Source organism: Actinomadura rupiterrae, assembly GCF_024172125.1.
GTDB classification, from domain to species: domain Bacteria; phylum Actinomycetota; class Actinomycetes; order Streptosporangiales; family Streptosporangiaceae; genus Spirillospora; species Spirillospora rupiterrae.
The window spans coordinates 391,128-402,916 of the sequence record NZ_JAMZEA010000003.1 but is presented as its reverse complement, the minus strand read 5'-3'; the positions used below and the strand labels follow the sequence as shown (position 1 = coordinate 402,916).

General features: G+C 71.8%; 11 protein-coding genes. 4 read left to right on the top strand and 7 right to left on the bottom strand.

Features of this window, described 5'->3' with window-relative positions; genetic code table 11:
* Positions 1-2: 2 nt before the first annotated feature.
* Together FHU30_RS46980 and FHU30_RS10630 are read right to left on the bottom strand one after the other, a co-directional pair.
* A complete protein-coding gene (locus FHU30_RS46980; RefSeq protein ID WP_253874541.1) occupies positions 3-1,178 on the bottom strand; it encodes a thioredoxin family protein in 1,176 nt (391 codons plus the stop codon).
* Between the two features lie 171 nt (positions 1,179-1,349).
* A complete protein-coding gene (locus FHU30_RS10630; protein ID WP_253874539.1) occupies positions 1,350-2,525 on the bottom strand; it encodes an MFS transporter in 1,176 nt (391 codons plus the stop codon).
* Positions 2,526-2,586: 61 nt separating this feature from the next.
* Here FHU30_RS10630 and FHU30_RS10625 point away from each other — a divergent pair, with 61 nt between their 5' ends.
* On the top strand, positions 2,587-3,567 hold the full coding sequence (locus FHU30_RS10625; protein WP_253874537.1) for an ArsR/SmtB family transcription factor: 981 nt from the start codon (positions 2,587-2,589) through the stop codon (positions 3,565-3,567).
* 55 nt (positions 3,568-3,622) lie between these two features.
* Here the strand turns inward: FHU30_RS10625 and FHU30_RS10620 are convergent, their stop codons facing one another.
* Entirely contained in the window at positions 3,623-4,468 is an 846-nt protein-coding gene (locus FHU30_RS10620; protein WP_253874535.1) for a hypothetical protein, read from the bottom strand.
* 99 nt (positions 4,469-4,567) lie between these two features.
* On the opposite strand from FHU30_RS10620, the gene FHU30_RS10615 reads away from it, so the two are divergent.
* Entirely contained in the window at positions 4,568-5,323 is a 756-nt protein-coding gene (locus FHU30_RS10615; RefSeq protein WP_253874533.1) for an alpha/beta fold hydrolase, read from the top strand.
* On the opposite strand, the gene FHU30_RS10610 is transcribed toward FHU30_RS10615, so the two are convergent.
* The 4 genes from FHU30_RS10610 to FHU30_RS10595 form a co-directional block, all read right to left on the bottom strand.
* A complete protein-coding gene (locus FHU30_RS10610; protein WP_253874531.1) occupies positions 5,320-6,747 on the bottom strand; it encodes a sensor histidine kinase in 1,428 nt (475 codons plus the stop codon). The genes FHU30_RS10615 and FHU30_RS10610 overlap by 4 nt on opposite strands.
* A gap of 102 nt (positions 6,748-6,849) precedes the next feature.
* On the bottom strand, positions 6,850-7,815 hold the full coding sequence (locus FHU30_RS10605; protein WP_253874529.1) for an ABC transporter permease: 966 nt from the start codon (positions 7,813-7,815) through the stop codon (positions 6,850-6,852).
* Entirely contained in the window at positions 7,805-8,599 is a 795-nt protein-coding gene (locus FHU30_RS10600; protein WP_253874527.1) for an ABC transporter ATP-binding protein, read from the bottom strand. The genes FHU30_RS10605 and FHU30_RS10600 overlap by 11 nt, the downstream gene beginning before the upstream one ends.
* Positions 8,596-9,645, bottom strand: coding sequence for an ABC transporter substrate-binding protein (locus tag FHU30_RS10595; protein WP_253874525.1), 1,050 nt, complete (start codon positions 9,643-9,645; stop codon positions 8,596-8,598). Before FHU30_RS10595 ends, FHU30_RS10600 begins: the two co-directional genes overlap by 4 nt.
* A gap of 262 nt (positions 9,646-9,907) precedes the next feature.
* Between FHU30_RS10595 and eno the strand changes: the two genes are divergently transcribed.
* Both eno and FHU30_RS10585 read left to right on the top strand, forming a co-directional pair.
* Positions 9,908-11,191, top strand: coding sequence for a phosphopyruvate hydratase (eno, locus tag FHU30_RS10590; protein WP_253874523.1), 1,284 nt, complete (start codon positions 9,908-9,910; stop codon positions 11,189-11,191).
* Positions 11,192-11,271: 80 nt separating this feature from the next.
* Positions 11,272-11,775: an FtsB family cell division protein gene (locus tag FHU30_RS10585; RefSeq protein ID WP_253874521.1), complete on the top strand. Its 504-nt coding sequence runs from the start codon at positions 11,272-11,274 to the stop codon at positions 11,773-11,775.
* Positions 11,776-11,789: the final 14 nt, after the last annotated feature.

Genomic DNA, 11,789 nt, shown 5'->3' with positions numbered 1-11,789 from the left:
CATCAGCCGTCCAGGGCGTTTTTGACGAAGTGCTCCAGGTCGCGGCGGGGGAGGGAGCCGCCGTGGTCGGCGACGACCTCGCCCTGGACGATCACCAGCAGCGTCGGGACGCCCTGGATCTCGTAGCGTTCGGCCAGCTCGGGAGCCGCGTCGATGTCGATGCGGGCGGTCATCACCCGGTCGGCGTTGTCGGCGGCGAACCGCTCGACGATCGGGCCGAACTGCTTGCACGGTCCGCACCACTTCGCGGTGAAATATGCCAGGACGGCCGTGTCGCCGGCCCGCGCGACGAGCCGGTCGAAGTCGTCCACGTTCTCGATAGCGATGACGTCCTGGTCGCCGACGTGCGCGATGTCCCGCGCGGTCAGCGACGGCAGCTTCTCCGCGGTGTACCAGAGGCCGTTGATCTCCACGTCCGGCAGCATCCGGAGCAGCTCCAGCATCTGGTCCGGCATGAGCAGGTCGCCGCCGTCGGCCGACTTGACCTCCAGGACGTCCAGCTCCGGCATGTCGGCCGCGAAGGTGAAATGGGACGGTTCGAGCGTGCTGTCCGTCCAGATCGTGAGGGACTCCAGGCCGTCCAGGGCGCCGAGCGCCTCCAGGCCGACGCCGTCCAGCTCGTCCGACAGCAGGCGCAGCGAGTAGAGCGCGTCGATCGCGCCGATCCCGCCGAGCGCGTCGGTGTCGGTCCGCGGCCGCGATACCTCCAGGTTCATCAGCCCGGACCCGCCGAACCGCTCGAACCAGGTACCGGGGCTCCGGTCGTCCTCGATGCCGAGGATCTCCAGCTCCGACAGCCCGGCGAGGCCCGCGAGCGCGTGGTCGTCCGGCTCCGGCTCCTCCAGGACGACCTGGAACAGCTCCTTCTGCTTGGCGAGCCGGGCCAGCCCGGCCGCGTTCACCCCGGACGCGGCGAACCCGGCGAGCGCGTCCGCGGGCAGGTCGTCCAGGAACGCCAGGTCGCCCGCGGGGCTGTCGTCCGGCATCTCCAGCGACACCATGTGCCCGGCCGGGACGGTCACCTCGCCGCGCGCGTCCCGGATCTCGACGTCCTCGTCCTCGTCGCCGACGGCGACGATCTGGACCTCGCCCACGGAGCGGTCGGCCGGGAACCGCAGGACCACGTCGCCCCGGTTCCACAGCCGCTCGTCGTACTCGCTGTTGCTCTGCTCGCTCACCGTACGGTGATCTCCGCCCGTCCGGCCGCTGATACCGGACCTGCGGGAAAAATGGCCACGACTTGGAGATCAGCCGACCCTCGCGCCGACGCGGGCCGACCGACCTCGCGCCGACGCGGGCGAGGCAACTTCGCGCCGACGCGGGTCGGCCGGCTTCGCGCCGACGAGGGGTCAGCCGGGCTCGGGGACGATCGCCGGGCGCAGGCCGGGGGCGATCGCGAGCGTGACGGCGACCGACAGGGCCGCCACCGCCGCCATCGCCGCCGCAGGCCCGGTGACCTGCGCGACGCCGCCTGCGATGGTCGCGCCGACGCCCTGCATCGCGAGCATCCCCGACGAGTGCAGCCCGAGCGCCTGCCCCTGGAGGTCGTCCGGTGTGACGGCCATCAGCCGTTCCTGGAGCAGCAGCGTCGCGCAGTACCCGACCGACGCGAGCGTGACCGCGACCGCCGCGACCGGCAGCGCCGGGTCGATCGCGAAGACCAGGTAGGGCGCGGCGAGCAGCAGCCGCATGTACGGGCCGATCCGCTCGCGCCACTCGGGCGGGACGAACCGTCCGGCCAGGACGTCCCCGGTGAGCATGCCGACCGCCGAGACCGCGAGCAGCAGGCCCGCGTGGGACGGCGAGTACGGCACGAACAGCGACTCGCACCCGACGATCAGCCCGTTCGGCACCCACAACCCGACGTACACGTACCGGCGGGCGGGCGACGCCCAGAGCCGCGCGTTGCCTCGCCAGGTCTCGGCGACCGACGGGCGCCCGGCGGCGCGCGGCGGACGGGCCGCCAGCCCGAACCGCGCCGCGAGCGCCGCGACCAGGTACAGGCCCGCGCCGACCAGCAGCGTCCCGCGCGGCGACAGGAACGCCACCAGGACGCCGCCCGCCGCGAACCCGCCGATCTGCATGAGCCCGTTGGACATGTTCAGCACCGACCGGCCGAGGATGAAGCCCTCCTTCGGCAGGATGTCGGTGAGCAGCCCGTACCGGACGCCGCCGCCGACCGACCCGGCAAGGCCGAGCACCGCGAGCAGCGCGAACAGCCCCCAGATCGGCAGCGCCGGAACCGCCAGCAGCGCCGTGACCGCGGCGAACAGCAGCCCGGTCCCGGCGAGCGCGGCGCGCGGCGGCAGCCGGTCCGCCGCAGACAGCAGCGTCGTCGCGCCCACGAGCTGCGCGAACGACGGCCCGAACATCGCCAGCGACGACGCCAGCGGCGACCTCGTCACCTCGTACACCAGCGTGCCGAGCGCGAGGCCGCTCACCGTCATCGCCGCCGACTGCGCCGAGACCGCCGCGAACAGCGGCGTGTACTCCGGCGACCGGAACAGCTCCCTGTAGGTCCGCATGGTTCGAAGTGTCCGGGCACCCGGCCGCCGCCCTTAATGTTTCGCAGGGAGGCGAAACGACATGGGCCTGTGGCTGATCAACGTGGACACGATGGCGACCGGACGGTTCGTCCTGTCGCCGCTGGCCGAGACCATCGGCTGCCTGCGCGACCTCGAACTGGAGAAGGCCGTCCACCCCGGACGCCGCGCCTGGATGGACGCCGTCCTGCCCGGCCACCGCGCGCACATGAGCGAGAACCCGGTCGCGCACGCCATCTTCCGCAGCGGCCTCGTCCCCCTGAAGACCAAGTGGAACGCCGACTTCCTCACCCCACCCCCATCGGGCGAGTTCGAACCGTCCTTCGAGGACGAGCTGGAAGACATCCGCGCGACGCCCCCCGCACGCGCACGAGCCGACCTCGAAGTCTCGATCGGCGGCCCGCTCCCGGACATCCTGCGCAGGGACGACCTCCCCGCCATAGCCGCCGACGCCCTCACCCGCCTCTGGCACGAGGCCGTCGAACCGTACTGGCCGCGCCGCCGCCGCGTCCTGGAGGCCGACATCATCGCCCGCACCCGGCAGCTCTCCCGGGACGGCTGGGCCGGAGCCCTGGAGGGACTGCGCCCCGGCACCCGCTGGCTCGGCGACGGCCGCTTCCGCATCAACGCCTTCGACTACCCGCCGCGCGAGATCTCCGGCGGCACCCTCTGCCTCGTCCCCATCACCGCGTCCCGCGGCTGGGTCACCTGGAACGACGAGCCCCGCCACGGCATCGTCTACCCCTGCGCCGGCGAGCTCGCCGACCCCGAGCCCATCCGCACCCCCCAGGCCCTCGCCCGCCTCCTGGGCGAGGGCCGCGCCGCCGTCCTGACCCTCCTGGACAACCCGAAGAGCACCACCCAACTGGTAGCCCTCACCGGCCTCCCCCTCGGCTCAGTAGGCCGCCACCTGAAAATCCTCCTGGAAGCCCGCCTAGCCGACCGCCGCCGCTCCGGCCGCTCCGTCCTCTACTACCGAACCGAAGCCGGCAACACCTTGATCAACGCCCAACGCACCCCGTGAAGGAGAGCACGCCCCTCAACCGCGGGCACGCTCGGCTCACGGAATCAGACCCGCGTCACGCCTTGAACGTCACGTGGTAGGTATGGCCCGCGACGAACCGACCGTCGACGTCATTGCTGACGCCGCGCGAGTTCCAGACATAGCCGCTCCAATGCCCCGTCGTCACGTACGCCGTCACCGTGCGGGGCGCCGAGAAGTAGCTCCAGCCGTCGGTTCCACCCGGGCAGTCCCTGGTCCCCATGAGCAGGGTCGATGCGTACCGCTTGGAGCGCTTCGTCGTGACCTTTGCCCGGATCGTGGCGAAATGCAGGTGTGCCTGGTCGCGCACGAGCCCGCCGGGAACTCCTCGTGCGGAGCCGCTGACCCAGTAGAACGGCCCATTCTCGCCCGTGACCCAACTTGCCCTGTATCCGAAGTCGAGCGCCCGGTCGGTGTTGGGCACGAGATACATGGCCCGGCCGTCAGAATCCAGCTGGCCGAGAATGCTGCGTCCCGCGCACACCGCCGCTTTGCTGAGGCTCCCGAGGGTCGCGCCTCGCGGGGAGACGCTGAAACGCTTGCCCTTGCGCGCGTCCAGGGTGACGTCCACATGCTTGGAGCCGATCGTCACGGTGCGGGCGGCGAGGGTCTGGCTGCCGAGCATTCCGTCGTCCGGTGTCGAGATCACCACGCCCAACGCATAGCGGCCCTTGCGGAGGCTCTTGCTCTTGCCACTGGAAAACTGCTTCTCGGCCTCGGTGGACGGGTTCACCAGGTCGACGGACGTCCGGACGGTGCGGCCGTGGCGGTCGATGGTGCGGACGGTCAGCGAACCGCCGGTCGCCGCGTCCGCCGGGACGGTCAGGCAGGCGACCCCGAGGGCCGCTCCCGCCGAGGCCGCGACGATCCTGAATCCGCGCATGCTCACGCTCGCCTTCAGCGGGGGAGTCTGATCAGCAGGACGGATTGTAGGCCGGAGATCGCGGGCGGGGGGAGGGGCGGGGACGGGTAGGTTGGGGGGATGATCGACGTGCCTGTTCAGTACTTTGCGGCGCGGGACGGCGTGCGGATGGCGTTCCGGGAGCTGGGGGAGGGGCGGCCGCTGGTGCTCGTCCACGGGTACTTCTCGACCGCGACGGTGAACTGGATCCGGTACGGGCACGCGGAGGCGCTGGCCGACCTCGGGTACCGGGTGATCATGCCGGACCTGCGCGGGCACGGGGACAGCGGGAAGCCGCACGACCCGGCGAACTACCCGCCGGACGTGCTGGCCGACGACGGGTTCGCGCTGCTGGAGCACCTGGACCTCACCGACTACGTGCTCGGCGGGTACTCCTTGGGCGCGCGGACGGTCGCGCGGATGCTGGCGCGCGGGGCGAACCCGGTGCGGGCGATCTTCGGGGGGATGGGCCTCACCGGCATCACCGAGACCGAGGGGCGCGGCGAGCACTTCCGGGACGTGCTGACCAACCCCGGGACGTTCGAGCGCGGCACGGCCGAGTGGCGTGCCGAGGCGTTCCTGAAGACCGTCGGCGGTGACCGGTTCGCGCTGCTCGGCGTGCTCGACACGTTCGTGAACACCCCGCGCGAGGAGCTGGCGAAGTTCACGCTGCCGTCGCTGGTCGTGGCCGGGGTGGACGACCATGACAACGGCTCCGCGAAGGATCTGGCGGCCGCGCTGCCGGACGGCCGGTACGTCGAGATCCCCGGCAACCACATGAGCGCCGTGACCCGTCCGGAGCTGGCCGAGGCGATCGTGGAGTTCCTCGAAGGCTAGCCCGGTTTGGGGCGGTGGCCGTTGCGCTTCTGCGGCTGGTCCACGGGGTCGCCCTTGGGCAGGGTGAGGACGAAGCGGGCGCCGTGGGTGCCGTCGATGCGGTCGGTGATGACCAGCGAGCCGCCGTGCGCCTCGACGATGTCGCGGGAGATGGCGAGGCCGAGGCCGGTGCCGCCGGCGTCCTTGTGCCGGGACTCGGCGAGCCGGGTGAAGCGGTTGAAGACGTCCTCGCGGTCGCCGGGCGGGATGCCGCCGCCGTCGTCCACGACCTCGACTACCGCCTGGCCGCCCTCCTCGCCGACCCGGACGGTGACGGTGGACGCGGCGTGCCGGTCGGAGTTGTCGATGAGGTTGGTCAGCACCCGGGCCAGCTCCAGCCGCCCGCCGCGCACCAGCACCGGGGAGTCGCCGGTGACGGTGACCTTCGTCCGGCGGGGGCGGCGCAGCACCTCCTGGTCGGCGATCTCGTGCAGGTCCAGCACCTCGCGGCGCAGGCCCTGGTCGGACTCCAGCCGGGCGAGCGCGAGCAGGTCGTTCAGCACCTGCTCCAGCCGGTCGGCGTTGTGCAGCATCGCCTCGGTGGACTCGCCGAGGTCGGTGCCCTGCGGGTCGGAGCGGGCGAGCTCCAGCTCGGTGCGCAGGCCGGTCAGCGGGCTGCGCAGCTCGTGCGAGAGGTCGGAGATGAACGCGCGCTGCCGCGCCACGGCCTTCTCCAGCCGGTCGAGCGTCTGGTTGATGCTGCGGGCGAGCGCGTGGATCTCGTCCTTCCGGGACGGCTCGGGCACGCGCCGTTCGAGGTCGGTCGCGGTGATCTCGTCCAGGTCGCGGCGGATCGCGTCCACCGGGCGCAGCGCCCGCCCGGCCGCCCGCCACGCGCCGGCCCCGACGACCAGCGCCACCAGCGGGAACACCAGTGCCGACAGCAGCGCGACGCCGGGTTCGGGCAGCCACGGACGCGTTCTTTCCAGGCCGTAGACGACCAGGTTCCGGTGCCCGTCGTGCACCCGCAGCGCCACCACCTGGAAGCAGCGCCCGTACGGGGCGGTGGCGTGGCAGCTGATGCCGTCCCGGCGGGTGTCCAGGCCCTCGGGGGCGGGGAACCGCACCGGCGGACGGCCCCACATGGAGTCGCTCGCGGCGACGACGCTGCCCGACGCGTCCACAACCTGGGCGAGCGAGTTCTCGCTGGTGGGGACGTGCGCGGGGAGCCGTCCCTCGCGGGCCAGCTCGGCGACGACGCGGGCCCGCCGCGCGACGCGGCGCTCCAGCGAGTGCCGCGCCTCGGCGGTGACCAGCAGCATCGCCACCAGGTACAGCGGAATCACCAGGAGGAGCGCGAACACCACGGCCCGGACCGTCACCCCGGTCCGGATCGACGGGTCGCGCAGCACCCGGTGCCACAGCCGCGCCGACGGACCGCTCACTCCCCGGAAAGTTCCCCTACCTGGGTAAACGTGACCCGCCGCCCCCGGCAAAGATCCGTTACGCGGAGTAAGGGACCCCTGCCGGGACGGGGATGTGAGGGGTCAGTCGCCGTCCAGGCCCCAGCGGGTCCGGATCGCGCCGTCCACCAGGCCGAACAGCCGGTCCATCACGATCCCGATCACCAGGATCACGATCATGTAGGAGATCATCGCGTCCGTCTGGGAGAACTCCCGGGCCTGCGACAGCAGCACGCCGAGCGAGGTGTGCGAGGAGATCACCACGAGCAGCTCGCCCGCCATCAGCGACCGCCACGCGAACGCCCAGCCCTGCTTGAGCCCCGCCACGAACGACGGCAGCGACGCGGGCAGGATCAGGTGCCGGTACAGGTTCAGCCCGCGCAGCCCCATCACCTTCCCTGCGCGCAGCAGGATCGGCGGCGTGTAGTCCACGCCCGCGATCAGCCCGTTGGCGATGGACGGCGCCGCGCCCAGCACCACGACGAACAGGATCGCCTGCTCGCTCAGCTGGAACAGCAGGATCGCCAGCGGGAACCAGGCGATGGACGGCATCGTCTGCAACCCGGTGATCAGCGACCCGACCGCGCGGCGCAGCACCGACGACTGCGTCACCAGCGCGCCCACGACCGTCCCGACCACGACCGACACCGCGAACCCGACGACGGCGCGCTGCATGGTCAGCCCGACCGCGCCCCAGAACGAGCCCTTGCCGAGCTGGTCGCCGAGCACGGGCAGCGTGTCGGCCGGTCCGGGCAGCACGTAGGACGGCTTCCAGCCCGACCACACCACGATCTGCCAGGCCAGCAGCGCGATCAGGACGGCGCTGGCCATCGGCCACACCGCCGACCAGGCGCGGGCGAGCGGGTTGCGGCCCGCCGTTCCGCCGAGTTCCAGCGCGTCCAGCCCGGAGATCTGCCGGCTCAGCTCCGGCCGTCCCGAGCCGTTCAGCCCGGGACGCGGCGCGCCGTCCGGCTTTGTTGGTGCCGAGCCGTTCGGCTCGGGGCGCGCGGCGGTTCCGTCCGCGTTCGCCGCTTCGGTGTCAAGCGCCATGGCGTCCGACCTCCTCGCGCAGCCGGTCGGTGATGGTCGCGGCGAGCGCGGCGACCTCGGTGGAGTCGATGCGGCGCGGCCGGTCCATCGGGACGGGGAACTCCTCCACGACCCGGCCCGGACGGCTCGACAGCAGCACCACGCGGTCGCCCAGCCGGACGGCCTCGCGGACGTTGTGCGTGACGAACAGCACGCTCAGGTTCCGCTCCCGCCAGATCCGCTCCAGCTCGTCGTGCAGCAGGTCGCGGGTCATGGCGTCGAGCGCGCCGAACGGCTCGTCCATCAGAAGGAGCGTTCCGGTGCCTTCGGTGTCGATGGTGAGGGCGAGGGCGCGGGCGAGGGCGACGCGCTGCCGCATCCCGCCCGACAGCTGGTGCGGGCGCTTCTTCTCGAACCCCGCCAGGTGGACGGACGCCAGCAGCTCAGCGGACCGCGCGCGGCGCTCGGCCCGCGGGACGCCGCGCGTCTTCAGCGCCAGCTCGATGTTCGCCGTGACCGTCAGCCACGGGAACAGCGCGGGCTCCTGGAACATCAGCGCGACGCGCCGCCCGGCGGTGTCGATCGTCCCGGCGGACGGCCGGTCCAGCGCGGCGACGAGGTTGAGCAGGGTGCTCTTCCCGCAGCCGGACGCGCCGAGCAGGCAGACGAACTCGCCCGGCTCGACCCGCAGCGAGACGTCGTCGAGGGCCGGCAGGGACCCGAACGCTTTGGAGACGCCGTCGAGCCGGACCGCTGCCCCGGAGGGCACGGCCCGGCTCGCGGCGGCCTCGACGGCCTGTGTCATTTGTCGCTGACCTGTGCCTTTCCTTGTGCCTTGAGAACGTCGTTGAGAGGTCCGAGGTCGTAGATGCCGGTCAGGTCGACCTTGTCCAGCAGGCCGATGTCCTCGGCGTGCTGCGCGCCCGCCACCAGGGACGGCGCGACCGGGTCGGTGGTGAAGGTGATGTTCTTGAACGCCGCGTCCAGCACGTTCTGCTTGATCGGCTTGCCGGACAGCTTCGTCAGGGCGTCGTTGGTCGCCTGCTCGGCGCCCGCCTTGTCGGAGTTGATGTAGTCGGTCGCCTCGACCACTCCGGCGAGGAGCTTCTTGACCTGGTCCGGGTGCTTGTCGGCGAAGTCGCGCCGGACGATCAGGTTGGTGATGACGAACTTGCCGCCGGGCCACAGGGACGACTCGTCCAGCAGCTTCTTGCCCTTGCCCTCCAGCACCAGCCGGGACGCGTAGGGCTCGGGCACCCACGCGCCGTCGATCGAGCCCTGCTGGAAGGTCTGGATGGTCTGCGCGTTCTCCTGCGGGACGACCTTGACGTCGCCCGAGCCGTCCTTGTTGGCGGTGAGGCCGTTCTTCTTCAGCCAGTAGCGCAGCGCGACGTCCTGGGTGTTGCCGAGCTGCGGCGTGGCGATCTTCTTGCCCTTGAGGTCCTGCGGGCCGTTGATGCCGGGCTTGACGACGAACGAGACGCCGCCGGACGCCGCGCCGGAGATGACCTTGACGGCCTTGCCGTGCGACTTGGCCCACGCGTTCACGGTCGGGTTCGGGCCGACGAACGTGGCGTCCACGGCGCCGGAGAACAGCGCCTCGACCGCGGCGGGGCCCGCGTTGAAGGTCGCGGTCTTCGGCGCGACGCCGAGGTGCTTGGCGAAGATCCCCTTCTGGATGCCGACCAGGGCGGTCGCGTGCGTGATGTTCGGGAAGTAGCCCAGCTTCAGCGGGGCGGCCGCGCCGTCCTTCCCGCCCTTGTCGTCGCCGCCACAGGCGCTGAGCGTCCACGCGCCGGCCAGGACGGTCAGGGCCGCGGCCGCGGCGCGCAGGCGGAACGTTCGGTGCATCGGCATAATTCCCTACTAAGCAGGTCGGATTGACGTGCACAGTAGACAATGTAGGTAATGCCTTCGTCAAGCGGCTTGCGATACGGATCTGCGCCGGGACCGCGTCGCGGCGCGGCGGACTCGAACAGGGTTTGTCATGGGGCGTCCGGTAAGGGCGGCGTGCCAGTTCGAAGTCCGGACGGGGCGCTCGATAGGCTCGGGGAGCATCCGCCCGTGCGGGTGCGCCGATTCTGAGCTTGTCGAAGCAACAGGGGAGATGCCCGTGTCGTCGATCGAGGCCGTCCTCGGCCGTGAGGTCCTGGACTCGCGCGGCAACCCGACCGTCGAGGTCGAGGTGCTGCTCGCGGACGGGACCGAGGCCCGCGCCATCGTCCCGAGTGGAGCGTCCACCGGCCAGTTCGAGGCCGTGGAGCTGCGCGACGGCGGCGACCGCTACGGCGGCAAGGGCGTCCGGAACGCCGTCAAGGCCGTCAACGAGACCGTCGACGAGAAGCTCGTCGGCTACCCGGCGACCGAGCAGCGGCTGATCGACCAGACGCTGATCGACCTCGACGGCACGCCGAACAAGGCCAACCTCGGCGCCAACGCGACCCTCGGCGTCTCGCTGGCCGTCGCGCGCGCCGCCGCCGAGTCGTCCGGCCTGCCGCTGTTCCGCTACGTGGGCGGCCCGAACGCGCACGTGCTGCCCGTCCCGATGATGAACATCGTGAACGGCGGCGCGCACGCCGACAACAACGTGGACGTCCAGGAGTTCATGATCGCGCCGATCGGCGCGCCGACGTTCGCCGAGGCGGTCCGCTGGGGCGCCGAGACCTATCACGCCCTGAAGGCGGTGTTGAAATCGCAGGGACTCAACACCGGCCTCGGCGACGAGGGCGGCTTCGCGCCGGACCTGTCGTCCAACCGCGCGGCGCTCGACCTGATCATGGACGCCATCCAGAAGGCCGGGTTCGAGCCGGGCCGCGACATCGCGGTCGCGCTCGACGCCGCCGCCTCGGAGTTCTACTCCGACGGCGCCTACCAGTTCGAGGGCAACCGGCGGTCCGCCGACGAGATGGCCGCCTACTACGGCGAGCTCGTCGACGCCTACCCCGTCGTCTCCATCGAGGACCCGCTCAACGAGGACGACTGGGACGGCTGGAAGTCGCTCACCGACGCCATCGGGTCGAAGGTCCAGCTCGTCGGGGACGACCTGTTCGTCACCAACCCCGAGCGCCTCGACCGCGGCATCCGCGAGGGCATCGCGAACGCGCTGCTGGTCAAGGTCAACCAGATCGGCACCCTGACCGAGACGCTCGACGCGGTCGCGCTCGCCCAGACCAACGGCTACCGCTGCATGATGAGCCACCGGTCCGGCGAGACCGAGGACACCACGATCGCCGACCTCGCCGTCGCGACCAACTGCGGCCAGATCAAGACCGGCGCGCCCGCCCGGTCCGACCGCGTCGCCAAGTACAACCAGCTCCTCCGCATCGAGGACATCCTGGACGACGCCGCCCGCTACGCCGGCGCGGCGGCCTTCCCGCGCTTCACCCAGGGGGCCTGAGCCCGTCCGGGAGTGCTGAGCACGTGCCGGAGCGCCGGCCGGGTCCGTCCCGGCCGGCGGTCCCGAACGAGGGAGCGGTGATGGCGGCGGACGACGGCAAGCGACCCACTTCGGGCCCTGCGGGCGCTTCGGGCGCTTCGGGTAAGGCCGGTGCCAAGGCGGACGCCAAGGGCGGCGGTGGCTCCGGGCGGCAGCGCGGCAGGCAGGGCGGCGGGTCCGCCCTGACCGGACGGGCGGCCATCCTCGCCGTCGTGGTCTGCGCCATCGCCCTGACGCTCGCCTACCCCGTCCGGGAGTACATCGCGCAGCGGCAGGAGATCGCCGACCTGGAGCACAAGCAGTCGGTCGCGCAGAAACAGGTCGCGGAACTCTCGCAACGCAAGCAACGGCTGACCGACAAGTCGTACATTGAACGTGAGGCGAAGCGACGGCTCCACTACTGCATGCCCGACGAGAAGTGCTACATCGTCCTGGACGGTGGCGCGAGCGACGGGGAGCAGGCCCGGCGGAGCGGTGCGGACGGGCGTCCGCCGTGGTACGAGACGCTCTGGCGGTCGGTGGAGACCGCCGACCGCACCCGCTGACCCGCCGCGCCGGG

Coding starts and splice junctions, on each gene's coding strand:
- FHU30_RS10630 (WP_253874539.1), bottom strand. CDS start 2,525: ATGCGGACCTACAGGGAGCTGTTCCGGTCGCCGGAGTACACGCCGCTG.
- FHU30_RS10625 (WP_253874537.1), top strand. CDS start 2,587: ATGGGCCTGTGGCTGATCAACGTGGACACGATGGCGACCGGACGGTTC.
- FHU30_RS10620 (WP_253874535.1), bottom strand. CDS start 4,468: ATGCGCGGATTCAGGATCGTCGCGGCCTCGGCGGGAGCGGCCCTCGGG.
- FHU30_RS10615 (WP_253874533.1), top strand. CDS start 4,568: ATGATCGACGTGCCTGTTCAGTACTTTGCGGCGCGGGACGGCGTGCGG.
- FHU30_RS10605 (WP_253874529.1), bottom strand. CDS start 7,815: ATGGCGCTTGACACCGAAGCGGCGAACGCGGACGGAACCGCCGCGCGC.
- FHU30_RS10600 (WP_253874527.1), bottom strand. CDS start 8,599: ATGACACAGGCCGTCGAGGCCGCCGCGAGCCGGGCCGTGCCCTCCGGG.
- FHU30_RS10595 (WP_253874525.1), bottom strand. CDS start 9,645: ATGCACCGAACGTTCCGCCTGCGCGCCGCGGCCGCGGCCCTGACCGTC.
- FHU30_RS10585 (WP_253874521.1), top strand. CDS start 11,272: ATGGCGGCGGACGACGGCAAGCGACCCACTTCGGGCCCTGCGGGCGCT.